The sequence below is a fragment of the Pseudomonas sp. IT-347P genome, assembly GCF_949768005.1.
GTDB lineage: Bacteria > Pseudomonadota > Gammaproteobacteria > Pseudomonadales > Pseudomonadaceae > Aquipseudomonas.
The window spans coordinates 452897-477810 of sequence record NZ_CATKPQ010000044.1; the positions used below are offsets into that span (position 1 = coordinate 452897).

The 24914-nt window shown below is 59.5% G+C and carries 21 protein-coding genes; 5 read left to right on the plus strand and 16 right to left on the minus strand.

The features are described from left to right. The first annotated feature begins 246 nt into the window (after positions 1-246). Positions 247-1341, plus strand: coding sequence for a PLP-dependent cysteine synthase family protein (locus tag ACM6IV_RS18405; protein ID WP_414871077.1), 1095 nt, complete (start codon positions 247-249; stop codon positions 1339-1341). Positions 1342-1457: 116 nt separating this feature from the next. On the opposite strand, the gene ACM6IV_RS18410 is transcribed toward ACM6IV_RS18405, so the two are convergent. From ACM6IV_RS18410 to ACM6IV_RS18420, 3 genes are all read right to left on the minus strand, one after another. Beyond that, positions 1458-3071, minus strand: a complete 1614-nt coding sequence (locus ACM6IV_RS18410) for an NAD(P)/FAD-dependent oxidoreductase (RefSeq protein ID WP_414871078.1) — start codon at positions 3069-3071, stop codon at positions 1458-1460. A gap of 97 nt (positions 3072-3168) precedes the next feature. Then, a complete protein-coding gene (locus tag ACM6IV_RS18415) occupies positions 3169-3822 on the minus strand; it encodes a COG3650 family protein (protein WP_414871079.1) in 654 nt (217 codons plus the stop codon). A gap of 59 nt (positions 3823-3881) precedes the next feature. Continuing rightward, positions 3882-4481: a short chain dehydrogenase gene (locus tag ACM6IV_RS18420; RefSeq protein ID WP_414871080.1), complete on the minus strand. Its 600-nt coding sequence runs from the start codon at positions 4479-4481 to the stop codon at positions 3882-3884. A 104-nt stretch (positions 4482-4585) separates the two neighbouring features. Here ACM6IV_RS18420 and ACM6IV_RS18425 point away from each other — a divergent pair, with 104 nt between their 5' ends. Then, the gene (locus tag ACM6IV_RS18425) at positions 4586-5500 is read left to right on the plus strand and encodes a LysR family transcriptional regulator (protein ID WP_414871081.1); all 915 of its coding nucleotides are present in this window, start codon (positions 4586-4588) and stop codon (positions 5498-5500) included. 109 nt (positions 5501-5609) lie between these two features. Here ACM6IV_RS18425 and ACM6IV_RS18430 read toward each other — a convergent pair whose 3' ends face one another. From ACM6IV_RS18430 to ACM6IV_RS18470, 9 genes are all read right to left on the minus strand, one after another. Then, a complete protein-coding gene (locus ACM6IV_RS18430; protein WP_414871082.1) occupies positions 5610-6086 on the minus strand; it encodes a DoxX family protein in 477 nt (158 codons plus the stop codon). Beyond that, positions 6083-6841, minus strand: coding sequence for a DUF2063 domain-containing protein (locus ACM6IV_RS18435; RefSeq protein ID WP_414871083.1), 759 nt, complete (start codon positions 6839-6841; stop codon positions 6083-6085). Before ACM6IV_RS18435 ends, ACM6IV_RS18430 begins: the two co-directional genes overlap by 4 nt. Next, the gene (locus ACM6IV_RS18440; protein ID WP_414871084.1) at positions 6838-7725 is read right to left on the minus strand and encodes a DUF692 domain-containing protein; all 888 of its coding nucleotides are present in this window, start codon (positions 7723-7725) and stop codon (positions 6838-6840) included. Before ACM6IV_RS18440 ends, ACM6IV_RS18435 begins: the two co-directional genes overlap by 4 nt. Positions 7726-7750: 25 nt before the next feature. Beyond that, positions 7751-8056: a DUF2282 domain-containing protein gene (locus tag ACM6IV_RS18445; RefSeq protein WP_414871085.1), complete on the minus strand. Its 306-nt coding sequence runs from the start codon at positions 8054-8056 to the stop codon at positions 7751-7753. A gap of 203 nt (positions 8057-8259) precedes the next feature. Next, positions 8260-8961, minus strand: coding sequence for an ABC transporter ATP-binding protein (locus ACM6IV_RS18450; protein ID WP_003222380.1), 702 nt, complete (start codon positions 8959-8961; stop codon positions 8260-8262). Continuing rightward, positions 8962-9729 (minus strand): high-affinity branched-chain amino acid ABC transporter ATP-binding protein LivG, encoded by a 768-nt coding sequence (livG, locus tag ACM6IV_RS18455; protein ID WP_077571419.1) that lies wholly within the window; start codon positions 9727-9729, stop codon positions 8962-8964. Then, entirely contained in the window at positions 9726-10982 is a 1257-nt protein-coding gene (locus tag ACM6IV_RS18460; protein WP_250603347.1) for a high-affinity branched-chain amino acid ABC transporter permease LivM, read from the minus strand. Before ACM6IV_RS18460 ends, livG begins: the two co-directional genes overlap by 4 nt. Further along, positions 10979-11902: a high-affinity branched-chain amino acid ABC transporter permease LivH gene (gene livH / locus ACM6IV_RS18465; RefSeq protein ID WP_034154997.1), complete on the minus strand. Its 924-nt coding sequence runs from the start codon at positions 11900-11902 to the stop codon at positions 10979-10981. Before livH ends, ACM6IV_RS18460 begins: the two co-directional genes overlap by 4 nt. 230 nt (positions 11903-12132) lie before the next feature. Continuing rightward, positions 12133-13260, minus strand: a complete 1128-nt coding sequence (locus tag ACM6IV_RS18470; protein WP_414871086.1) for a branched-chain amino acid ABC transporter substrate-binding protein — start codon at positions 13258-13260, stop codon at positions 12133-12135. 352 nt (positions 13261-13612) lie between these two features. On the opposite strand from ACM6IV_RS18470, the gene ACM6IV_RS18475 reads away from it, so the two are divergent. After that, on the plus strand, positions 13613-13933 hold the full coding sequence (locus tag ACM6IV_RS18475) for a DUF2288 domain-containing protein (RefSeq protein WP_414871087.1): 321 nt from the start codon (positions 13613-13615) through the stop codon (positions 13931-13933). 262 nt (positions 13934-14195) lie between these two features. On the opposite strand, the gene ACM6IV_RS18480 is transcribed toward ACM6IV_RS18475, so the two are convergent. After that, entirely contained in the window at positions 14196-16394 is a 2199-nt protein-coding gene (locus ACM6IV_RS18480; RefSeq protein WP_414871088.1) for a hypothetical protein, read from the minus strand. A 196-nt stretch (positions 16395-16590) separates the two neighbouring features. Here ACM6IV_RS18480 and ACM6IV_RS18485 point away from each other — a divergent pair, with 196 nt between their 5' ends. Beyond that, entirely contained in the window at positions 16591-17487 is an 897-nt protein-coding gene (locus ACM6IV_RS18485) for an NAD(P)-dependent oxidoreductase (protein WP_414871089.1), read from the plus strand. On the opposite strand, the gene ACM6IV_RS18490 is transcribed toward ACM6IV_RS18485, so the two are convergent. Together ACM6IV_RS18490 and ACM6IV_RS18495 are read right to left on the minus strand one after the other, a co-directional pair. Next, complete coding sequence (locus ACM6IV_RS18490; protein WP_414871090.1) at positions 17378-19660, minus strand: putative bifunctional diguanylate cyclase/phosphodiesterase; 2283 nt, start codon at positions 19658-19660, stop codon at positions 17378-17380. The two genes, ACM6IV_RS18485 and ACM6IV_RS18490, sit on opposite strands and share 110 nt — an antisense overlap. A gap of 150 nt (positions 19661-19810) precedes the next feature. Continuing rightward, positions 19811-20179, minus strand: a complete 369-nt coding sequence (locus ACM6IV_RS18495) for a YkgJ family cysteine cluster protein (protein ID WP_414871091.1) — start codon at positions 20177-20179, stop codon at positions 19811-19813. Positions 20180-20480: 301 nt separating this feature from the next. Between ACM6IV_RS18495 and ACM6IV_RS18500 the strand changes: the two genes are divergently transcribed. Then, on the plus strand, positions 20481-21830 hold the full coding sequence (locus tag ACM6IV_RS18500; RefSeq protein WP_414871092.1) for a spinster family MFS transporter: 1350 nt from the start codon (positions 20481-20483) through the stop codon (positions 21828-21830). A 163-nt stretch (positions 21831-21993) separates the two neighbouring features. Here ACM6IV_RS18500 and rapA read toward each other — a convergent pair whose 3' ends face one another. Next, a complete protein-coding gene (rapA, locus tag ACM6IV_RS18505; protein ID WP_414871093.1) occupies positions 21994-24840 on the minus strand; it encodes an RNA polymerase-associated protein RapA in 2847 nt (948 codons plus the stop codon). Positions 24841-24914: the final 74 nt, after the last annotated feature.

Consider the following 24914-nt stretch of genomic DNA (forward strand, 5'->3'; position numbering starts at 1 on the left):
GCTCTCCATCGATAAAGTCAAAAGGTGGGACACCCTAACCCGTACTGTTAGTTGTTAAAACAAAAGTTATATTCTTTTTTGTTATATGTCGTTACAGGGTGTCTGGCTCAAGCCACGCTGAGCCTAGCAGTTGTCTGACATATTGAGACTCAGCTGTATCTGTGCGCGCTATAGGATTTTTCCTAAGCTGATGAGTGAGCCTTTCGAACCGATTCATCTCCTGCCGATTCAACGAGAACCATCACCATGAGCGACCACCAACAGTGGGCCCGCGAAGCCATCCGCATCATTGAAGCGGATTTTCAGCGCAGCGCCGACACCCACTTGATCCCTTTGCCGCTGCCGGGTTTTGCCGGCATCGAGTTGTACTTCAAGGATGAGTCCAGTCATCCGACCGGCAGCCTTAAACATCGTCTGGCTCGTTCGCTGTTTCTCTATGCGTTGTGCAATGGCTGGTTGAAACCCGGCGCGCCGGTGATCGAGGCGTCCAGCGGTTCGACGGCGATTTCCGAGGCGTATTTTGCGCGGATGCTCGGTTTGCCGTTCATTGCGGTAATGCCGGCGACCACGTCCAAGGAGAAGATCGCGCAGATCGCGTTCTACGGTGGCCAAAGTCATCTGGTGAAAGATCCCACGCAAATCTACGCCGAGTCCGAGCGTCTGGCTCGCGAACATGGCGGCCACTTCATCGACCAATTCACTTACGCCGAACGCGCCACCGACTGGCGCGCGAACAACAACATCGCCGAATCGATTTTCCAGCAGATGCGTTACGAAAAGCACCCGGAACCGAGCTGGCTGATTTCCAGCCCCGGCACTGGCGGCACCACCGCGACGCTCGGTCGTTACGTGCGCTATCGCCAGCATTGCACCCGCGTGCTGTGCGCGGATGCCGAGCGTTCAGTGTTCTTCGATTACTACCAGACCTGCGATGCGAGTTTGCGCCTGGATTGCGGTTCGCGCATTGAAGGCATCGGCCGGCCACGAGTGGAGGCGTCGTTCCTGCCCAAGGTGATCGATGCGATGGTCAAGGTGCCGGACGCCTTGTCACTGGCGGCGATGCATTATCTGGCGCAGCGTCTGGGGCGGCATGTCGGCGGCTCGAGCGGAACCAATCTGATCGGCGCCCTGATGGCGGCGCAGCAGATGAAAGCGGCGGGGGAGTCGGGGTCGATCGTGGCGATTCTGTGCGATGGCGGCGAACGGTATGCCGACACCTATTACGATCAGGATTGGTTGAAGGCGCAGGGGTATGAGTTGAGCGGGTTGATCGAAGCGGTGACGGCGAGTGCCGAGCGTGGGGAGGCGCTGCCGACTTCGGTGCTGCGCGCCAATATCTGACACACCGAAATCAACTGTAGGAGTGAGCCTGCTCGCGATCGCGGTGTGTCAGACAGCATAAATGTTGACTGACACACCGCGATCGCGAGCAGGCTCACTCCTACAAGGGTTTTGTGTCAGTCAGTAAGGCCGAGGATGTCCCGTGCCACGGCTTCGGCAATACGAATCCCGTCAACACCCGCCGACAGGATCCCGCCCGCATAACCCGCGCCTTCACCGGCCGGGAACAAGCCTTTCACGTTCATGCTTTGCAGCGATTCATTACGGGTAATCCGCAATGGCGACGAAGTACGCGTCTCGATCCCGGTCAACACCGCGTCATGCAGCGAGTAGCCGCGAATCTGCTTCTCGAACGCCGGCAAAGCTTCACGGATCGCCTCAATGGCAAAGTCCGGCAAGGCCAGGGACAGGTCTCCCAGCGCTACGCCCGGTTTGTACGACGGCTCAACTTCACCCAATTCGGTCGAAGGAATGTCGTTGATAAAATCGCCGACCAGTTGCGCCGGAGCTTTGTAATCGCTGCCGCCGAGGATGAACGCATGGGATTCCAGGCGTTCCTGCAACTCGATCCCGGCCAGCGGGCCGCCCGGATAGTCGACCTCCGGGGTGATGCCGACCACGATGCCGGAGTTGGCGTTGCGCTCGTTACGCGAATACTGGCTCATGCCGTTGGTGACCACGCGGTTCGGCTCGGACGTCGCCGCGACCACGGTGCCGCCCGGGCACATGCAGAAGCTATAGACCGAACGGCCGTTCTTAGCGTGGTGCACCAGTTTGTAGTCGGCGGCACCGAGTTTCGGGTGCCCGGCGTATTTGCCCAGGCGCGCGCGGTCGATCAGCGACTGCGGGTGTTCGATGCGGAAACCCACCGAAAACGGCTTGGCCTCCATGAACACGCCACGGCTGTGGAGCATGCGGAAGGTGTCGCGGGCACTGTGGCCGAGGGCCAGAACCACGTGTTTCGAATGCAGGGTTTCGCCGCTGGCCAGTTGCACGCCGACCAGTTGGCCGTCGTCGATCAGCACATCGCTGACGCGTTCCTGGAAGCGCACTTCGCCGCCCAGTTCGCGGATTTGCTCGCGCATGTTTTCAACCATGCCGGTCAGACGGAATGTACCGATGTGCGGCTTGCTGACGTAGAGGATTTCTTCCGGCGCGCCGGCCTTGACGAATTCGTGCAGGACTTTGCGGCCGAGGAATTTCGGGTCTTTGATCTGGCTGTACAACTTGCCGTCAGAGAACGTGCCCGCACCGCCTTCGCCGAACTGCACGTTGGACTCGGGGTTGAGCACGCTTTTACGCCACAGGCCCCAGGTGTCCTTGGTGCGCTGACGGACTTCGGTGCCACGTTCGAGAATGATCGGCTTGAAACCCATCTGTGCCAGCAGCAGACCGGCGAAAATCCCGCACGGGCCGAAACCGACAACGATCGGGCGCTGGTCCAGATCGGTTGGCGCTTCGCCGACGAATTTATAGCTGACATCCGGCGCCACGTTGACGTTACGGTCGTCGGCGAACTTGCCCAACACTCGGGCCTCATCGCGCACGTTGAGGTCAATGGTGTAGATGAAGCACAGTTCGGAGGACTTTTTGCGCGCGTCGTAGCTGCGCTTGAACAAGGTGAAATCAAGCAAGTCATCGCTGGCGATGCCCAGACGTTGCACGATGGCAGCGCGCAGGTCTTCTTCGGGATGGTCGATTGGCAGCTTGAGTTCAGTGATTCGTAACATGGCGAGGATCCGGGTTCGCGGGGCGCACAACTGCGCCAGGGCGTTTGAAGGCCGCGATTATAAGCCGCAAAGGCCGGATCCGGTGAGGCTAAAACGCTCAGTCGTTACGCGATCCGCCGAAATACCCGCAACCACGCTGCACTTGGCCGTCGATGCGCAACTCGGCGCTCATGTGCTGCACGCTGCCGGTGCTGCTGTCGACGCAGCGCTGCGGTGCGACCCACAACTCGATGCGCTGGTTGTTGGCCTCGCTGCTCAGATTGAAGCGGCCGTCGCCCAATTGTTCTTCAACATACGGCACGGCGAGTGGCGGCTGGCCTGCGCGGTCGATGACCATGCCTTTGCCGCTGACTTTGGCGCTCCACTCGGGGCCATGGCCGGCGGCACGGAGGATCAGCAGTTTGAAATTCGGATCATCGCAGGCGGTGCCGGAACGTTCGACGCGATACAGCTGAGTCAGATCGAGACGGTCGCCAGTGACCTTGCCGCGCACATCGGCGAACAGCTTGCCTTGCTCATCGGCGAGGGTCGCGGCTTCTTGCAGAATGCTGGTACCACCGATGTCATTGACCACCAGTTGACGCTGATCCTGGCACGGCTGGAACACCAGTTTGCCGTCAGCAGCAGTCAGTTGGCCTTGCATCCGCGTTTGCCCGACATGCGACGCACTTTCACGCTCGCCATCGAGCAACTGGCAAGCGGCAAACAATGGCAGAAGGGCGACAAGGACTAACGAACGGGCAACACGCATCTTCGGATCTCCAGACAAGTGTCGCCACGTTACGCAGGCTGACCGTTCATCACAAGGGTTTAGCCCACGTGAAATGTCTGACCTGTCTGCAAGCCTTCGACACTCTTCGCGTAGGCCAATGCCACATCCGCCGCAGGAACCGGCTTGTAGCCGCGGAAATACGGGGCGTAGCTGCCCATCGCTTCGAGCAGCACGGTCGGGCTGATCGAGTTCACCCGCAAGCCGCGCGGCAATTCGATGGCGGCGGCGCGGACGAAGCTGTCCAGAGCGCCGTTGACCAGCGCTGCCGAGGCGCCGCTGCGGATCGGATCATGGCTGAGTACGCCGGTGGTGAAGGTGAACGAGGCACCGTCGTTGGCGAATTCACGGCCGATCAGCAACAGATTGACCTGGCCCATGAGTTTGTCTTTCAGGCCGAGGGCGAAGCTGTCTTCCATCATCTCACCCAGCGGGGCGAAGGTCACGTTGCCGGCGGCACACACCAGTGCATCGAACTTGCCGGTCTGTTCGAACAGCTTGCGAATCGACGCGCTGTCGCTGATATCCACCTGCAAGTCACCGCTGTTGCGCCCGATACGGATGACTTCGTGGCGTTGCGACAACTCTTTGTCCACCGCCGAACCAATGGTGCCGCCTGCGCCTATCAACAAAATCTTCATCGAGCTGTACCCCAAGTGATTGAACGAGGTTTCAGTCTAGGGTGGTTTTTTCTGTGGATAAGCGTGCTAATAGGCAACCTTTGGTTTTCAATTGGAAACAATCCATGAGCGAGATGGATGATCTGGCGGCGTTCGCGGTGTTGATCGAAGCGGGCAGTTTCACCCTGGCAGCGCAGCAGTTGGGCTGCAGCAAGGGCCAGTTGTCCAAACGCATCAGCCAGCTCGAAACGCAGTTTTCCGTGGTGTTGCTGCAGCGCACCACTCGGCGTTTGAGCCTGACTGCTGCCGGCGCAGCGTTGTTGCCGCAGGCGCAGGCGCTGGTCGTTCAGGTGGAGAGGGCGCGCCAGGCCTTGGCGCGGCTGAAGGACGATATGGCCGGACCCGTGCGCATGACTGTGCCAGTGTCATTGGGCGAAACCTTCTTCGATGGTTTGTTGCTGGAGTTTTCGCAGCAATACCCCGAGGTACAGATCGAGCTGGAGCTGAACAACAGTTACCGCGATCTGTCACGGGACGGCTTTGACCTGGGGATCCGCAGCGAGGTGGCCAATGACCAGCGACTGGTCGCCAAACCGTTGCTGGCCTGGCAGGAAATGACCTGCGCGAGTCCGGCGTATCTGGAGCGCTTCGGTGAACCGCTGACGCCGCAGGCACTGGCCGAACATCGCTGTCTGCTCAACAGCCACTACAGTGGCCGCGAGGAATGGCTGTACCACCAGCAACACGAATTGTTGCGGGTGCGGGTGTCTGGACCGTTCGCCAGCAATCATTACAGCTTGCTCAAAAAAGCCGCACTCAGTGGCGCCGGTATCGCGCGATTGCCGTCCTACTTGTTGCAAGCGGAATTGGCTGACGGTCGATTGCGCTGGCTCCTGCGCGACTTTCAGACCCGGCGCATGCCGATGTACCTGGTGCATCCGTATCAGGGTGGATTGCCCAAACGCACGCAAGTGCTTGCGGATTATCTGATTGGCTGGTTCAAGCGCAGTGGTGAAGCGCTGGATCGACTTCAGCGTTGATCCTTACCCCTGTGGGAGCGAGCCTGCTCGCGAAAGCGGTTTCACTGACACTCATGTGTTGACTGAACCAACGCATTCGCGAGCAGGCTCGCTCCCACAAGGATTTTGTTTATTTTGCGAAACGGCGAGCAATCAGATGATCAATCGACAACTTGCCCGGCCCCGTCGCCATCAAATACAACAACACCGCCACCCAGGTGCCGTGAGTCGGATAGGCATCGGGATACACGAACAGTTGAATGGTCAGGGTCATGCCCAACAGCGCCAGCGCGGAAAATCGTGTAGCGAAGCCAATCAGGATCAGCAACGGAAAAAAATGCTCGGCGAACGCCGCCATGTGCGCGGCAATCTCCGGCGACAGCAGCGGCACGTGGTATTCGCTTTCAAACAGTGGAATCGTCGAGTCGGCCAAACGTGGCCAGCCGAGTTGAAAAGTGCCGTCGATCAGGTCGATGGCCAGGCCTTCAACCTTGGTTTGTCCTGATTTCCAGAACACTGCTGCGATCGAAAAACGCGCAAGGAACGCGATCAGGCTGTGGGGGATTTTTTCCAGCAGCGCGATGGCGCGGGTGATGAGCGTTTTCATGGCAGTTCCTTGTTATCCAAGTGGCAAATGACGTTGCGCGAGATCAGTAGGCCGAGGGTTTGCGCGAGGTCGAAATCAGTACTGTTCTGAGCCGCTGCCAGCAGTGGCTGGCCATCGATCAGGTTGCGGATAAACCTGCTGGCGCCGGGGGCGAGGGCAAACACTTCGACGTCCAGGTCATTGCGCAACACCAGTGCATGTTGACCCTGGTTGACGTCGACGCGCTCCAGCGTCGCGTCGTGTTGATGTGCAGCCCAGATCGCAACCACGGCAAAGTCCGAGTCGAGCAGATGCAGGGAGGGATGAAATTCGAGGCGCAGTTCACTCAGCGTTTGCGCATCAGTCAGTGCTGCGGTGATTTCTTCTGGCCGGACGGGCAGGGCATCGGCAGCGTGATAGGCGAGGGTGCGCAGGTGCTCGAGGCGAGCTACGTCTGCCAGATAATGCACGCCGCCGGCCGGTTCAAACGCTGCAATGAAGTCCGCAAATGTCTCGCCATAGCGGCTCATCAACGGACTCTGCGGCGGTTGCTGCTGTACGAAAATGGCCGCCATGGCACGGAAGAAATCTTCGCCCACCAATTGCGCAACCGCCGGATAGCTGTCGCCCAACGCATTGATCAGTGAGCCTTGCACGTTGTTGCGATAAACCGCGAAACGGCTCGCCGGATCAGCGCCGTTGGCACTGCACAGACCTTCAGGGCAGGGCAGTCGCGTGTCGATGAGCGCGGCAGTGAAAGCGCGTTGAGTGCTCATGTGCGGCCTCCGGCATTCAGCAACAGCGCATCAGCTTGCTGAGCTTCCGCCAGTAGCACCTCAAACGCCGGCACTTGATTGTCGCGTTCGATCAATGTCGCCAGCGGGCCGATGCGCTGCAGTACTTGTCGGTACAAATCCCAGACGGCTTGATCGATTGGCGCGCCGTGATCATCGATCAGCAAACGGTCACCGAGGCTGTCGCCATCTTCGGCGAACCCGGCCAGATGAATCTCGCCAACCCTGTGCAAGGGTAGGGCATCGAGATACGCCAGCGGATCCCGCTGATGGTTCACGCAGGAAACGTAGACGTTGTTGACGTCGAGCAACAGGCCACAGCCGCTGCGGCGCACGACCTCGGCGATGAAATCTGCCTCATCGATTGTTGAGCGCTTGAACGCCAGATAGGTCGCCGGATTCTCCAGCAGCATTGGCCGTTGAAGCGTGTTCTGCACCTGATCGATATGCGCGCAGACGCGGTCCAGCGTCGTTGTGTCATAGGCCAGCGGCAGCAGGTCATTGAGAAACACCGGGCCGTGGCTCGACCAGGCCAGATGTTCGGAAAAGGATTGTGGTTGATAGCGCTCGATCAGCACCTTCAGGCGTTGCAGATGCTGAGCGTCCAGCGGCCCCTCAGCGCCGATGGACAAGCCGACACCGTGCAACGACAGCGGATACTGCTCGCGGATCAAACCGAGAAAATGATGAAACGGACCGCCGTCGACCATGTAGTTTTCGGCGTGGACTTCAAAGAAACCTATGTCGGGGCGAGAACCGAGCACTTCACGAAAGTGCCCGGTCTTGAGCCCTAACCCGGCACGGGCCGGAAGCCCGGTAAGGGCTGCCTGAGTGCGGGAGTGGGCATGGTCATTGAGGGTGAGCATGGTCGTCACTCAGGCAGGCCAACGATCAGGATTTGGCTTTGAACGCTTCCATCTGGCCGAAACCGGTCGGCGAGGTCTTGCTCTCGGTGGTGGCGCAAGTGCCTTTCGGAACGAGTTTCCAGGCATTGGCCTGGTAGTCCATTTTCGACGTGCCGGCACAGGTAGTGCCTGCACCGGCGGCGCAATCGTTTTTGCCTTTCATGGCCACGCCGAAGCATTTTTCCATGTTGGCGTCGGCGGCCTGGGCAGTGGAAACAGTGGCGATGCTCAGAGCGGAACCGAGGGCCAGAACCAGGGCGGTGACGGACAGGGTGCGGGTGGTAGCAGTCATGATGTTTCTCCAGTCTTGGTCAGGGTTTTTACAAGCGCTATTGCGCTTGCTTGTCCCTCTAGAGAAACGAGGTGGCGATGCGTTACAGCCCGCTCAAAATCTTTTTGGTAAAACCCAAAAGCCTGCAGGAGTGTTGGAGAATCCGAAAGTCGTACAGGCACAAAAAAACGGCCCGAAGGCCGTTTCTTTTTTGGCGAAATGCATCAACCGCCGAGATACGCCTCACGTACTTTCGGATCGGTCAGCAGCGCTTCACCGGTGCCTTGCATGACTACGCGGCCGTTCTCCAGAACGTAGGCGCGGTCGGCGATTTTCAGCGCCTGGTTGGCGTTCTGCTCGACCAGGAACACCGTCACACCGTCCTTGCGCAGCTGTTCGATGATGTCGAAGATCTGCTGGATGATGATCGGTGCCAGGCCCAGCGACGGTTCGTCGAGCAGCAGCAGTTTGGGCTTGCTCATCAGCGCACGGCCGATGGCGAGCATTTGCTGTTCGCCGCCGGACATGGTGCCGCCGCGCTGGTTGAAGCGCTCTTTCAGGCGCGGGAACAGGCCGAGAACCTTGTCCATTTGCTCCTGATAGTCGCCCTTGTCGGTGAAGAAGCCGCCCATGGACAGGTTTTCTTCAACGGTCAGACGGGCAAACACCCGACGACCTTCCGGCACCACCGCGATGCTCTTGCGCATGATCTGCGACGAGTCCTGGCCGACCAGTTCCTCACCCATGTAGCGGATGCTGCCGCTGTGCGCTTGCGGCGAACCGCAGAGCGTCATCAGCAGCGTGGACTTGCCGGCACCGTTGGCGCCGATGAGGGTCACGATCTCGCCCTGACGGACTTCGACGTTGACGCTGTGCAGGGCCTGGATCTTGCCGTAGAAGGTGGAAACGTTTTCGAACTGCAGCATTTACGCTTCCCCCAGGTAGGCTTTGATCACTTCAGGATTGTCGCGGATCTGTTCCGGCGTGCCGTCGGCCAGAGGCGTGCCCTGGTTGATCACGACGATGTGGTCGGAAATGCTCATGACCAGTTTCATGTCGTGTTCGATCAGCAGCACCGTCACGTTGTGCTCTTCGCGCAGCACGCTGATCAGCGCCTTGAGGTCTTCGGTTTCCTTCGGGTTCAGACCGGCCGCCGGTTCGTCGAGCATGAGGATCCGCGGACGGGTCATCATGCAGCGGGCGATTTCCAGACGCCGTTGCTGACCGTAGGCCAGGGTGCCGGCGGTACGGTTGGCGAACTCTTTGAGGTTGACCTTTTCCAGCCAGTACTCGGCAAACTCCATGGCCTCGCGCTCGCTCTTGCGGAACGCCGGGGTCTTGAACAGACCCGCCAGGAAGTTGGTGTTCAAGTGACGGTGCTGGGCGATCAACAGGTTCTCGACCGCGGTCATGTCCTTGAACAAACGCACGTTCTGGAAGGTGCGCACCACGCCTTTGAGGGCGATCTTGTGGCCCGGCAGGCCTTGGATCGGCTCGCCGTCGAGCAGGATGCTGCCGCCAGTCGGCTGATAGAAACCGGTCAGGCAGTTGAACACGGTGGTCTTGCCCGCGCCGTTCGGGCCGATCAGTGCAACCACCTGTTTCTCCTTGACGGTCAGGGCCACACCGTTGACCGCGAGCAAACCGCCGAAGCGCATGCTCAGGTTTTCGACTTTAAGGATCTCGCGGCTCATTTGCGCAACTCCATGTGTGGGCGTTGCATCGGCAGCAGACCTTGTGGACGCCAGATCATCATCAACACCATCAGCGCACCGAACATCAACATGCGGTACTCGCTGAACTCACGCATCATTTCCGGCAACAGGATCATCACCACGGCGGCCAGGATCACGCCCAGCTGCGAGCCCATGCCACCCAGCACGACGATGGCGAGGATGATCGCCGACTCGATGAAGGTGAACGACTCCGGGGTCACCAGACCCTGACGGGCGGCGAAGAAGCTGCCGGCGAAACCGGCGAAGCTCGCACCGAGGGTGAAGGCCGACAGCTTGATCACGGTCGGATTCAGACCCAGTGCACGGCAGGCGATTTCATCTTCACGCAGCGCTTCCCACGCACGGCCGATCGGCATGCGCAGCAGGCGGTTGATGATGAACAGCGCCGCCAGCGCCAGCAACAACGCAACCAGGTAAAGGAAAATCACCTTGTTGATCGAGTTGTATTCGAGGCCGAAGTACTCGTGGAAGGTTTGCAGACCTTCTGCGGCTTTACGTTCGAAGGTCAGGCCGAAGAACGTCGGTTTCTCGATGTTGCTGATGCCGTTCGGGCCACCGGTGATGTCGGTCAGGTTACGCAGGAACAGACGGATGATCTCGCCGAAGCCGAGGGTCACGATCGCCAGATAGTCACCGCGCAGACGCAACACCGGGAAGCCCAGCAGGAAGCCGAACGTCGCCGCCATCAGGCCGGCAATCGGCAGGCAGATCCAGAAGCTCAGGCCATAGTAATGCGACAGCAGCGCGTAGCTGTAAGCGCCGACGGCGTAAAAGCCGACGTAACCGAGGTCGAGCAGACCGGCCAGACCCACGACGATGTTCAGGCCGAGGCCGAGCATCACGTAGATCAGGATCAGCGTCGCGATGTCCACCGCACCACGCGAACCGAAGAACGGCCACACCAGCGCACCGATGATCAGCGCAATGATGAAGTAGCGTTGGGTGGTCGGCAGGGTCAGAAAGTTGCTCGCCTTTGCCGGGATCAGCGGCATGCCCGGCGAGGAATTCCAGGCCTTGCTGATTTGCTGGTTGAACAGCACCCGCAGGAACATCAGCACCGAGCAGATGGCGATGGTCGCCAGAATCATCGGGCTGGTGTTGTGCACTTCGAGGTTGATGCCGACGATGGTCAGTTTCAGACCGAGTACCGGGTAGGCCACAGCCCACACCAGCAAGGCACTGAACAGTGCCTGTTTAAGATTCCTAGTCATACTTTCTCAACCTCCGGACGGCCCAGAATGCCGGTCGGACGGAACAACAGCACCAGAACCAACAAGCCGAAAGCCACGACGTCCTTGTACTGGTCACCGAAGATATCGGCACCAAAGGCTTCCGCCACCCCAAGCACCAACCCGCCGAGCATGGCGCCGGGGATGCTGCCGATGCCGCCGAGTACCGCAGCGGTGAAGGCTTTGAGGCCGACGAGGAAACCGGCGTTCGGGTTGATCACGCCGTATTGCATGCTCAGCAGCACAGCCGCAATGGCCGCCAGCGCAGCACCAATGACGAAGGTCAGGGCGATGATGTTGTTGGTGTTGATGCCGAGCAGGTTGGCCATCTTGATGTCCTCGGCACAGGCGCGGCAGGCGCGACCCAGACGAGAGCGGGAGATGAACAGCGTCAGGCCGAGCATGGCGACCAGGGTCACCACGAACACTACGATCTGCATGTAGGAAATCAGCACTTCATGTGCGCCACCTGGCCCGAAGGAAATGTTCCCGGGGATCAGGTTGGGGATGGATTTGTCCTTGGAGTCTTGCGCCAGCAGAACCGTGTTCTGCAGGAAGATCGACATACCGATGGCGGAAATCAGCGGGATCAGACGGTTGCTGCCGCGCAGCGGGCGGTAGGCGATCCGTTCGATGCTGTAGCCGTACGAACTGGTGACAACGATGCTCGCGATGAAGGCTGCGGTCATCAACAGCGGGACGTTGTCGATTCCCATCATGGCCAGCCCGGCGATGGCGATGAACGCCACGTAAGAACCGATCATGTACACCTCGCCGTGGGCGAAGTTGATCATTCCAATGATGCCGTAAACCATCGTATAGCCGATGGCAATCAGGGCATACGTGCTGCCAATGGTCAGACCATTAACCAGCTGCTGGAAGAAGTGATAGAGGTCAGGCATTACAACGCTCCTAAAAACCTGATACGCATTTCACTGGTGGAGTCATTTTCCCGCCCGGCCCCGTGGATCTCTATCCACTTCGAATCCGGGTTTTGCCAGCGAACCGCTGATGACGGTTTTGAGATTTTCAGGTGGGGAGACTGGCGGATCACGCCAGCGCGGCCCATACATTCGTAAAACAAAGCCCACGGCACGCCGTGGGCTTTATTGGCAGTCAGTCAGGGCGCGCCTTACTGAGGCGAAACTTCAGTTTTCGGTTTGCCGAAGTGCCACTCGTACACCACGAATTTGAAGTCCTTCAGGTCGCCCTTGGCGTCGAAGCTCAGGTCGCCAGTCGGGGTTTTGAAGGTGCCAGCGTGAATGGCTTCGGCCACTTTGGCCGGGTCTTCGGATTTGGCCGCGGTGATACCGCCGGCAATCACTTCAACCGCCGAATAGGAAGGGAACACGAACGGGCCGCTCGGGTCTTCTTTCTTCGCCTTGAATGCATCAGCCAGGGCAACGTTCGCTGGATCCTGGTCGAAGGACTTCGGCAGGGTTACCAGCAGACCTTCGGAAGCGTCTTTGGCGATCTGCGAAATGGAGTCGTTACCCACGCCTTCCGGACCCATGAACTTGGCTTTCAGGCCTTTTTCAGCGGACTGACGCAGGATCAGACCCAGCTCCGGGTGGTAGCCGCCGTAGTAAACGAAGTCGACGTTGGCTTGCTTGAGTTTGGCGATGATCGAGGAGAAGTCCTTGTCGCCGGCGTTGACGCCTTCGAACACGGCAACTTTGGTGCCTTTCTTCTCGAGGGTGGCTTTGACGGCAGTGGCGATGCCTTCACCGTATTGCTGCTTGTCGTGCAGGACCGCCACGATTTTAGGTTTGACGTGATCGGCAATGTAGTTACCGGCGGCAGGGCCCTGGGCGCTGTCCAGACCGATGGTGCGGAAGACCATTTTGTAACCACGGGCGGTGATGTCCGGGCTGGTGGCAGCCGGGGTGATCATGATCACGCCTTCGTCTTCGTAGATGTCCGAAGCCGGTTGAGTGGAGCTGGAGCACAGGTGACCGACCACGAACTTGACGCCGTCGTTGACGACCTTGTTCGCGACCGCTACGGCTTGTTTTGGATCGCAGGCATCGTCGTATTCAACGGCTTCGAGTTTCTTGCCAGCGACGCCGCCCTTGGCGTTGATTTGTTCGATGGCCATTTTGGCGCCACTGAACTGCATGTCGCCGTACTGGGCTACTGGACCGGTTTTAGGACCGGCGATCCCGATTTTGATGGTGTCAGCTGCGAACGAATGGCTGGCAACCCCGGCCAGAACCATAGCGGCAAACAGTTTGGAAATCTGCTTAGTAGCCTTAGTCATAGTGCTCCACTCTTACTGTTGTAATTTTTTTGAGTTCTGGCGCCGTAGCAGCAGAACCGGGTCAGATATCTTTGCGATACCCTCCGGAAATGCCCCCGGCAACTGTACCGGTACAGTGTAGAGCGCCGGTTGTCAGCCTGGGAAGCGGGCGCCGAGGGGCAAAACTTGGGGGTGTCGCATTTTTGAATGAAAAAGACAGAATTGCGGCGGGGCGTTCGTGGGCATATAGCCCAATCAGCAGCATTCCCTGGCGTTCCTGCTCTTTTCGTTCGGTGCAGCCATTTGCAACCGGGTTTTTCTGGCGGACCACCGACGTTATCATTCGCGTCGATTTCTTTTCCGGACAGCACCCATGAATCAAGAACCTAGCACCCTCTATGCCAAGCTGCTTGGTGAAACCGCATCTATTACCTGGAAAGAGTTGGAGCCGTTCTTCGCCAAGGGTGCCCTATTGTGGGTCGACCCTGCGCTGGATTTGATCGCTGCCGCCGAGGCTGTGGCCTCGGATGATGGCGAGAAAGTGGCTGCCTGGCTGGCCGAAGACAAGGTCACCAAGCTGTCTGAAACGCGGGCGCTGGATATTTTTGAACGTGATCCGCAACTCTGGGCCGTGGTGGTTTCGCCGTGGATTCTGATCCAGGAAAGGGCGGTTACTTCGACTGATGCACCTTGATGGTGCGAAGGACCGTTTCCGGAAAGTGTGTAGCGGAGTAGCGTGATGGCACCTTGCCGTGGAGAAACACCACGCCTCACGGTGACGTAAACGTAACGGGAACAGTTTAGTAAGCAGCCTAACGGCTGCTTAATTGTTTCTGGATATTGGAAAGGCTGAAATCTTTAGTGAATGTACCGGCCCCTTCGCGAGCAAGCTCGCTCCCACAGAGGATTGCATTCCAAATGTGGGAGCGAGCTTGCTCGCGAAGGGGGCGACTCGGTCAGACCGAGAAAGACTTGCCGGTATGGTTATTCAGCGAAATAACCTTGGTCTTGCCAATCCGGTGACGGTAAATCTCGCGCAGGTACTTGATCGACTTCTTCACGCAATCGCGCGACAGACGAATGTCGTTGATCGAGACAAACTTCTCTTTGTCGTTGATCAGCTCGCGGTACTTCTTCTCGTACATCGGTTTGATCGCATACCAGTTGGTGTCGAGGATCTTCGCCGGGTTTTCGAACTCGTTGAGCAGGTCGTCGATGCGGTCTTCGTCGAATTCCTCATTGATGATGAAGTCGAGGATCGAGTTGTCCAGGGTGTCGTCGAAACGGTACGGGTTCTTCGCGAAGCAGCGCTTGATGAACGCCACGATCAGGGTCAGGAAGTCATCGGACAGGCACGGACTCTTGGCGATCAACGTGGTCAGCGACAGGTTGGCCGAGGCGCCGATCACCAACGCGTAACGCTTGAGCGTGGTGTTGGGGAACAGGCTGTTGAGGTGCGTCTTCAACCGGTTCAGGTCCATGTACGACAGTTTGTAGTCTTTCGGCAGCGAGACGATCGAGACCACCGACGAGCAGTTCTTGAAGAAGTGCAGATCGTGCAGGGCTGCGGCGTCGTAGCCGGAGTTTTTGTATTGCTCGAGCGAAGCGCGATAACGCTTGGACTCGATCGGTAGCAGGCTGATGCCTTCGATCGCCTGGGTGACTTTGTTGAAGTGCGGCAGGTCGATCGAGCGGAAAAACAGGTCGTCGATGTTCAGGCGCTGCGGCTCTTTGTCGAACACCTTGAACTTGTCGCTGCTTGGCGGCGGGGTTTCCGGCACCACCGATTCGGCGTAGGCGATCGCCACCGGACCGGCCAGGCTCATGAACAGGTCGTTGGCATCGAGGCGAATGGTTTCGCCGATGTCGATGCCGGCGCGGCGGAAGTAGTTCTGGTCGTAGTCAGTGGTGACTGCCTGCGCCGTCAGAATGTTGAAGATCTGCTGCGAGATGTACTGGTTGGCGTGCTTTTCCATCGCATTGACATCAATGTTCTGGATGTTGCCGTCATCGCTCTCTTCGGCGTAACGCATGATGTCGTTGGAGATCAGCATCATCGCGTTCCATGGGCGGATGCGGCCCATGACGCTGGCTTCGCTGCTGTCTTCATTAGCGAAGTTGTAGGAGAAATCCCATTCTTCCGAGAGGTATTTGCACAGCAGGCGTCCGGCGTTGATGTGCAGCGCTTCGGACATTTCGCTGCGGTGATCGGAAATGTTTGGCAGCACGCAGATGCCGCTGGTGAAGATCGGCTCGAAGACGAACGAATGACCGCTCTTGCCGTCATGCTCATCCATCGGCTTGGTGTCGAACGTCTTGTTCATGTACGAGTGCTGCTGGGCCAGACCGAATTCCGAAGCCATGCCGGAACCGGTACCGCCGCCGGCACTGAAAATCGAGAAGTACAGGCGCGACTGGTTGGCCTTGATGCCGCAGCTGTCGATCAGGTACGAGTGGATCATTTTCCAGTCAGGGCTGGAGAAACGCTGGGTGTCCTTGTTGAGGATGATCTTCGCCAGATACTGGCCGAGGATCGGCGCGTTACCGGCGCCACCGGCGTGGACTTCGGACAAGTCCATGATCTTCATTTTGCTGTAGTCGCGCAGGAAGCCGCTTTTCTCACCCTTGCGCGAGAAACGGATGCGCCCGGCAATGTCCTTGTCGAGGTCACCGAGCATCACCAGCGGTTCGACCAGAAACACCGGTTTGCTCGATTTGTTCGGGCCGATGCGCAAGTTGTTCTTGATCCACTGCGCCGGGCTGTAGCCCTTGTCGGCCAGTCGCCGATCGGCCGCACGGTCTTCGTTGTTGAATTCGTTGAGGTAAAACTTGCGCGCGTTGTACACCAGCTCCGCAACATCGAGGGCGATGTTGGAGCCGCAGCGACCGAGGCCGATCAGGCACACCGAGGGAAATTCCTGGTCGTTGTGCTGTTCGTTATCGCCTTCCAGGTGCGGCGGGCGCGGAAACACCAGATCACGCAGACCATCGAGATTGTCGAGGATGCGGTCGGTATTGGTTTCGGTGAAGTACAGGTATTGCTGGGTTGACAGCGGACGTGACGGGACCGATGGCTTCGACGATGACGGGCTGTTGGCGGCGGGGCTCAACGTCAGATCGGCTACCGCAGTGGCGGGATTGTTTTTAGAAGTCATTGTGCGCCATGTACCTGGACTGGGTTGGCTCGCGGGTCTGCCCTGCGAACCTCACGGAATAAGATCTCGCGTCTTTTATTTGCGCGAATTGAACCCGGGCATCAGGGTTTTGGCCTGACTGTCGCTGGGGGGAATCCTTTCCTGATCGTTGATGAATCGGCCATGATTCGGCGATCTTTAATCGAAAAGAGGCAAAATGATGTCAACGCTACCTTCGTTGGGATTCGCCGGAATCGGTCTGATGGGCCTGCCCATGTGCCGGCGTTTGTTGGCGGCGGGATACCCGCTGACCGTGTGGAATCGCAACCCGGACAAATGCGCGCCACTGGTCGCGGCCGGAGCCCGACAGGTCGCTAGCCCCGCTGAACTGTGCGAACACGCCGACGTGGTGATGTTGTGTCTGGCCGATACGGCGGTGGTGCGCGAAGTGGTGTTTGGCCCGGCGGGTGTCGCCGAAGGCGCGGAAAAAGGTCAGTTGCTGGTGGATTTTTCCAGCCTTGAGCCGACCGCCACCCGCGCGATGGCGGCAGAATTGGCGCAGAACACCGGCATGAGCTGGCTGGACTCACCGGTGTCCGGCGGCGTGGTGGGAGCCGAGGCGGGCAGTCTGGCGATCATGGTGGGCGGTGAAGCGGCAGATCTTGAGCGGGTGCGCCCGGTGTTGCTCAACCTCGGTCAGCGCGTCACGCACATGGGCGGCATCGGTGCCGGTCAGGTGACCAAGGCCTGCAACCAGATGATTGTCGCCTGCAACGCGCTGGTGATTGCCGAAGTGGTGGCGTTGGCCGAACAGGCCGGGGTTGACGCGAGCCTGATCGCTGAAGCGCTGGCGGGTGGCTTTGCCGACTCGAAACCGTTGCAGATCCTCGCTCCGCAAATGGCCGAAAGCCGCTTTGAACCGGTCAAATGGCACGTGCGCACCTTGCTCAAGGATCTCGACACCGCCGTCAAATTCTCCCGCGAACAGGGCTCGGCGACGCCGATCAGCGGATTGGCCGCACAACTGATGCGCCTGCATGGGGCGCAGGGCTTTTTGGCGCGGGATCCAGCGACACTGGTGCAAATGTACCGCGCGCCAGCATCAACGGATTGAGCGCGTGTGAAGGCTTGCGCTGATTGATTTCCTCCAGCACCGGGCGCAGCTCGTCCAGCGGCACCGGGCGGCTGAGCAGGTAACCCTGAATGAAATCGCAGCCTGATCGTTCAAGGAATTCGTACTGCTCCAGGCTTTCCACGCCCTCGGTCACCACCTGTAAATGCAGGGTGTGCGCCATGACAATGATCGCCTGGACGATTTCCATGTCGGCGGTTGCCGTGGGAATGTCGAGGATGAACGAACGGTCGATCTTCAGGGTGTTGAGCGGCAGGCGTTTGAGGTAGGCCAACGACGAATAGCCGGTGCCGAAGTCGTCGATCGACAATGACACCCCCAAGGCGCGAATCTGGCGCAGCAACACCAGGGTGTTGGCGATGTTGCCCATCAGCGCATTCTCGGTGACTTCCAGTTCCAGGCGTTCCGGCGCCACTCCGGCGGTGCGCAAGGCCGTTTCGATTTCGTTGGCCAGTTCTTCGCGGGTGAGGTTGAGCGGCGAGCAGTTCCAGGCAATTTTCAGCTCTTCGCAGCCATGCCGTGACAATTCGCCCAGATCCTTGCAAGCCCGACGCAGCACCCAGTTATCCAGCTCGGCGATCAGGCCGTTATTTTCGGCGATGGTGATAAAGCGATCCGGGGTCAGCAAACCGTGCAGCGGATGCTGCCAGCGGATCAGCGCTTCAAGCTTGGTGACACGACCGGTTTTCAGTTCGAAGATCGGTTGGTAATACAGCATCAGGCCGTTTTCTTCGCGCAAGGCGTGGCGCAATTCTTCTTCCAGTTGCAGTTCGAAGCTGGCGCGGGTCTTGAGGTTGGCGCTGAAGAAGTGCAGGCCGTTGCGCCCCGCGCCTTTGGATTGATACAAGGCCAGGTCTGCGTGCTTGAGCAGTTCCTCGCAGGTGCTGCCATCCTCCGGAAACAGACTGATGCCGATGCTGGTGGTCATCACCATACGGCGCCCGGCCAGTTCGATCGGCTCTTTCATCTTGAGCATGATGCGCTGGGCCATGGTCCGGGCTTCTTCGCGGTCATGCAGGTTGATGAGGATGCAGAACTCGTCGCCGCCGAAGCGGGCCACCACGTCTTCATGGCTGCGCACCGAACCTTTGATGTGGTTGGCGATGACCTTGAGCAACTCGTCACCGGCGTCATGGCCGAGGCTGTCGTTGATCCGTTTGAAGTGATCGATGTCGAGAAACATCACCGCGAGCATGCCGCCTTCAGTGGTCTTCTGGCAGAGCTTTTCGGCAAAGATCTGGTTGAAACCGCGACGGTTGATCAGGTTGGTCAGGGCATCGTAGTTGGCCGCTTGTTGCAGCGACATGCGCGCCTGATCGAGCTGGCTGAGCAGGGCGTTGACCCGGCGCAGGTCCTCTTCCTTGTTCTGCAGTTTCTTGTCGGCCAGCGCCGCACTGATTGCACTGCCAAGGATCAGCAGGATGATCAGCGCCACGGTCAGGCCCAGTTGCAGATGCCCGGTATCGCCGCCACCCGTTATCAGACCGCCCCGGGGAAGAACCAGATCCAGCGCAGCCATGCCGGTGAAGTGCATGCTGATGATGCCGGCGCCGAGAATCAGCGCAGCGCTGTACTTGAGCAACTGATGCGCCACACCGTTGCCTTCGCTCAGATAGCGGGCGACCCAGAGCGCGGCGAAACTGGCGCCGATGGCGATCGCCACCGACAGCGCGAACAGTCCTGGCTGATAGTAGGCCGTAGCGCTCGACTTCATGGCCGCCATGCCAACGTAATGCATGCCGGCGATGCCCAGGCCAATGACCAACGCGGTTTTCAGGCAATGCAACGCACTTGGCTGCACCTCGCTCAGGGTCTGCATGGCCAGCCAGGAGGCGAGCAGGGCGATCAGCAGCGAGAAAAGGGTGATGCCGAGGTCGTACTGAATGTCGATTGGTGTCTGGAAAGCCAGCATGCCGATGAAATGCATGGCCCAGATGCCACCGGCCAGGCAGGTCGCGCCGATCCAGCGCCAGATCCGCCGTGACCCCGGATCTTCGGCATGTACAACGCGCTCAGCCATATCCAGGGTGGCGAAACTGGCGGCGCAGGCGACCAGATACGCCACCATCACCAGCAAAGGGTTGTGACTGCATTCGAGGAGAACCTGCCCGCCCGCCGGCAGCTCGGCAACAAACTGCAAACCAAGCCACTCCATAGCGTGCCCCGTCTCGGATTCATCTGGCCCGTGCGTCAATCAACGCAGGCGAATGAAAGGAGTATAGAGGCGGTTTTCAGGCTGTAAGGCGTAGTGGCACATTGGCGGTAATGATTTTGACATTAGCCTCATAGCGATTCGCGCTAAGGCTCAGGCGATGCGCTCCAGCGGCAGGTCGTTCCAGTGTGGCGGCAAGGGTGGCAGGCCGTGGGCGGCACGGGCCTTGTCGCAGTCGGGGTTGTGCTCGCCGTTCTCCCACGACGCCTCGAACTCGCGGCAGGTACTCGAGCGTTTGTCATAGATCGTACAGGCAACGGCGCTACCCACCTCACCCGCCAGGGACATGCAGCGCGCCGGTTTACGGTCGGTGCCGATCATGGCCACCCGGCTTGGGGTGATCTGCGCCACCAGTTCATCGGGCACCGTACCGCCAGCGGATGAACACTCACCCCAGAAAAAAGACACGCGAAAATGGGAACAGCAGGCACCGCAATTCAGACACGGACTGACTTCGGACATGGGCGAGGGTATCAAAGGGATTGATCGGGAGATCCGGACGGATCCGGCGGCCATTCTAGGCTTTGCCGCAGACTTGGGAAGGGGGGCGCGAAAGTATTTTTTTGTGCCAGGATTTTGCCGTAAAAGCCCCGGTTTTCGGGGGATTGCAGGCTTATCAAGGGCTTACGTTTCGTTACAGTGCCATGGGCCGATATCAGGCAGACGAATGATCACAGACAGCCCGGTCCGGGCTGACTAGATTGCAGGTTCCGGGCTCGGATGCGGTGGCAGTGAAGCCCTATAACAATAAAGAGACGGACCCATGCAGAACTCGACCCAAGCGGCGAATGCCTGGCGCATTCTGTTCCTGCTGTTCCTGGCCAACCTGTTCAACTTTTTCGACCGCACCATTCCGGCGATCATCATCGAACCGATCCGCATGGAATGGCACCTCAGTGACTTTCAACTGGGCATCGTCGGTACAGCGTTTACCATTGTTTACGCGATTGCCGGTCTGCCGCTGGGGCGCATGGCCGACACCGGCTCGCGCAGCAAACTGATGGGCTGGGGCCTGGCGACGTGGAGTGCGCTGACGGCGGTCAACGGCCTGGTCGGCAGTTTCTGGAGCTTTCTGATCGTGCGCATGGGCATTGGTATCGGCGAAGCCAGTTATGCGCCGGCGGCCAATTCACTGATCGGTGATCTGTTTCCGGCCCATCGTCGGGCGCGGGCCATGGGCATTTTCATGCTCGGTTTGCCGTTAGGCCTGTTGCTGGCGTTCTTCACCATTGGCTGGATGGTGAAGGCGTTTGACAGCTGGCGTGCGCCGTTCTTTATTGCAGCGGTGCCGGGTCTGCTTCTGGCGATTTTCATGTTCTTTATCAAAGAACCGAAGCGCGGCGCAGCAGAGACCGTGCAGGTTTCGCAAGAGAAAGTCGACAAGCCGATCCGCCGGATTCTGGCGGTTCCGACCTTTCTCTGGCTCGTGATGGCCGGTTTGTGCTTCAACTTCGCCACCTATGCCTGCAACTCGTTTCTGGTGCCGATGCTGCAGCGCTATTTCCTCATGCCGTTGCAGGAAGCGGCCGTAGCGACCGGGATGATTGTTGGCGTGACCGGGCTGATCGGGTTGACCCTCGGCGGCTGGATTGCCGACAAGATTCACCAGCGCGTGGCCAACGGGCGACTGCTGTTTGCGGCGTTCAGTCTGATCATCTCGACCCTGTGCACGGCGTGGGCACTGCATGCCGGGCGGATCGAGATTGGTGTATTTGTCGCGGTGTTCAGTGTTGGTTGGCTGTTTGCCTACAACTTCTACACCTGTGTTTACACGGCAATTCAGGATGTGGTCGAACCACGTTTGCGGGCGACGGCGATGGCGTTGTTCTTTGCCGGTTTGTATCTGCTCGGCGGTGGCTTGGGGCCGGTGGTGGTCGGTGGTCTGTCCGATCATTTTGCGCATACCGCGATGGCGGCGGCCGGGGCGGAGCAGATGACCGAAGCGTTCAAGGCTGTCGGGCTGCATGATGCGATGTACCTGATTCCGGTGGCGCTGTTTTTGACCATGGTCTTTCTGTTTCTGGCGGCGCGGTGTTTTGTGCGCGATGCGCAGCTGATGAAGGAAGGTTTGATTGCAGTGGTTGAGCCAGAAGTGGCTGCGGCGACTGCATAACCGCCTTCGCGAGCAAGCTCGCTCCCACATGGGAATGCATTCCAAATGGTGGGAGCGAGCTTGCTCGCGAAAGGGCCATCAGCATCAGCTGATAAATAATAGGCAAACAAAAAGGCCCGCATCACTGCGGGCCTTTTTGTTTTTGGCGGTGGAGCAGGGCGGCTTAACCCGCTACCAGCACCCGAATCGCTTCCAGACGCAACGCCGCTTTATCCAGCATCGCCAGACCCTGCTCACGTTGCGTGCGCAGCGCTTCCAGTTCGCTGTCACGCACGGTCGGGTTGACCGCTTGCAATGCGGTCAGGCGCGCCAGTTCTTCATCGGTGTCGGCCGCCAGACGGCGGCGGGCCTCGGCCACGCGCTCGGCGTGACGTGGGGCGATCTTGTCTTCACCGGCGTTGATCCGTGGCGTCAGCTGATCGCGCTGGGCCTGGATGAACTTGTTGGCGCTGGCACGCGGCACGCTTTCCAGCTGATCGTTCAGGGTTTCAAACGAGACCCGTGGCGACAGGTCATTGCCGTTGGCGTCGAGCAGGCAGCGCAGCGCGGCTGGCGGCAGGTAACGGCCCAGTTGCAGCGAACGTGGCGCGACCACTTCGCTGACGTAGAGCAGTTCCAGCAGCACGGTGCCCGGTTTCAGCGCCTTGTTCTTGATCAGCGCGACGGCGGTATTGCCCATCGAGCCGGACAGCACCAGATCCATGCCGCCCTGCACCATCGGGTGTTCCCAGGTGATGAACTGCATGTCTTCGCGCGACAGCGCCTGGTTGCGGTCGTAGGTGATGGTCACGCCTTCGTCGTCGCCCAACGGGAAGCTGGCGTCGAGCATCTTCTCGCTCGGCTTGAGGATCAGGGCGTTTTCCGAGTGGTCTTCGCTGTCGATGCCGAACGCGTCGAACAGGGTTTCCATGTAGATCGGCAGGGCGAACTGATCGTCTTGCTCAAGAATTGCCTCGACCAGCGCTTCACCTTCGCCGGCACCGCCGGAGTTGAGTTCCAGCAGACGGTCGCGGCCGGTGTGCAGCTCGGCTTCCAGACGCTCGCGTTCAGTACGCGCTTCATCGATCAGTGCTTGCCACTCGCTGTCGTCGGCTTCTTCGAGCAGCGGCAGCAGGCGCGGGCCGAACTGATGCTGCAAGGCGTTGCCGGTCGGGCAGGTGTTGAGGAACGCGTTCAGCGCTTCGTGGTACCACTGGAACAGGCGCTCTTGCGGGCTGGTTTCCAAATACGGCACGTGCAGTTCGATGATGTGCTTCTGGCCGATCCGGTCGAGACGACCGATACGCTGTTCGAGCAGATCCGGGTGCGACGGCAGATCGAACAGCACCAGGTGGTGAGCGAACTGGAAGTTGCGACCTTCACTGCCGATTTCCGAGCAGATCAGCACTTGCGCGCCGAACTCTTCATCGGCGAAGTAAGCGGCGGCGCGGTCACGCTCAAGGATGTTCATGCCTTCATGGAACACCGTGGCGGGGATGCCGGAACGCACGCGCAGGGCGTCTTCCAGGTCCATCGCGGTTTCGGCGTGGGCGCAGATCACCAGCACTTTGGTGCGCTTGAGCATTTTCAGCTGATCAATCAGCCACTCGACACGCGGGTCGAATTTCCACCAGCGCTCTTCTTCGCTGGCGTCCGGCTGGGCCTGGAAGCTGACTTCCGGGTACAGCTCGGCGTGTTCGCCCAGCGGCAGTTCGAGGTATTCGTCCGGGCACGGCAGCGGATACGGGTGCAGTTTGCGCTCGGGGAAACCCTGTACCGCGGCGCGGGTGTTACGGAACAGCACGCGGCCGGTGCCGTGGCGATCGAGCAGTTCACGCACCAGGCGCGCGCTGGCTTCAGTGTCGCCATCGTTGACTGCGGTCAGCAGCGCTTCGCCTTCGTTGCCGAGGAAACCGTGAATGGTCTTGTGCGCTTCGGTCGAGAGACGGCCCTTGTCGAGCAATTCCTGCACGGCTTCGGCCACCGGGCGATAGTTTTCGCTCTCGGCGCGGAAGGCGGCCAGGTCATGGAAACGGTTCGGATCAAGCAGGCGCAGACGGGCGAAGTGGCTGTCCTGACCGAGTTGTTCCGGGGTGGCGGTGAGCAGCAGCACGCCCGGGATGACTTCGGCAAGTTGCTCGACCAGCGAGTATTCCGGGCTGGCCTTGTCTTCGTGCCAGACCAGGTGGTGGGCTTCGTCGACCACCAGCAAATCCCAACCGGCGGCGAACAGTGCGTCCTGGGCTTTCTCGTCGTCGACCAGCCACTCCAGCGCAACCAGCGCCAGTTGAGTGTCTTCGAACGGGTTGGTGGCATCGCTTTCGATGAAGCGTTCTTCGTCGAACAGCGCGACTTGCAGGTTGAAACGGCGGCGCATCTCCACCAGCCACTGGTGCTGGAGGTTTTCCGGAACGAGGATCAGCACGCGGTTGGCGCGGCCCGAGAGCAGTTGGCGATGGATCACCAGACCGGCTTCGATGGTTTTACCCAGACCTACTTCGTCCGCCAGCAGAACGCGCGGGGCGATACGGTCGGCGACTTCACGGGCAATGTGCAGTTGATGCGCGATTGGCTGAGCGCGAACGCCACCCAGGCCCCAGAGCGACGATTGCAACTGGCGGCTGGTGTGTTCGAGGGTGTTGTAACGCAGCGAGAACCACGCCAGCGGGTCGATCTGCCCGGCGAACAGACGGTCGCTGGCCAGACGGAACTGGATAAAGTTCGACAGCTGGGTTTCCGGCAGGGTGACGGCTTCGTTCTGCCCGTTGAGGCCGTGATAGACCATCAGCCCGTCAACGTCGTCGACTTGCTGCACGGTCATCTTCCAGCCTTCGAAGTGGGTAATGCTGTCACCCGGTGAGAACCGCACGCGGGTCAGGGGCGCATTCCGTAGCGCGTACTGGCGGGTTTCGCCAGTGGCCGGGTAAAGCACGGTCAACAAGCGGCCGTCCTGTGCCAGAACGGTGCCTAAACCAAGCTCTGCTTCGCTGTCACTGATCCAGCGTTGCCCCGGTTGATACTGCTGCGCCATGCTGCCTGACTCCCACCTTGAAAAAGCGGGCTATCTTAACGGAATGAGGGCTTCAGGGCCAAAGATTACTGGCG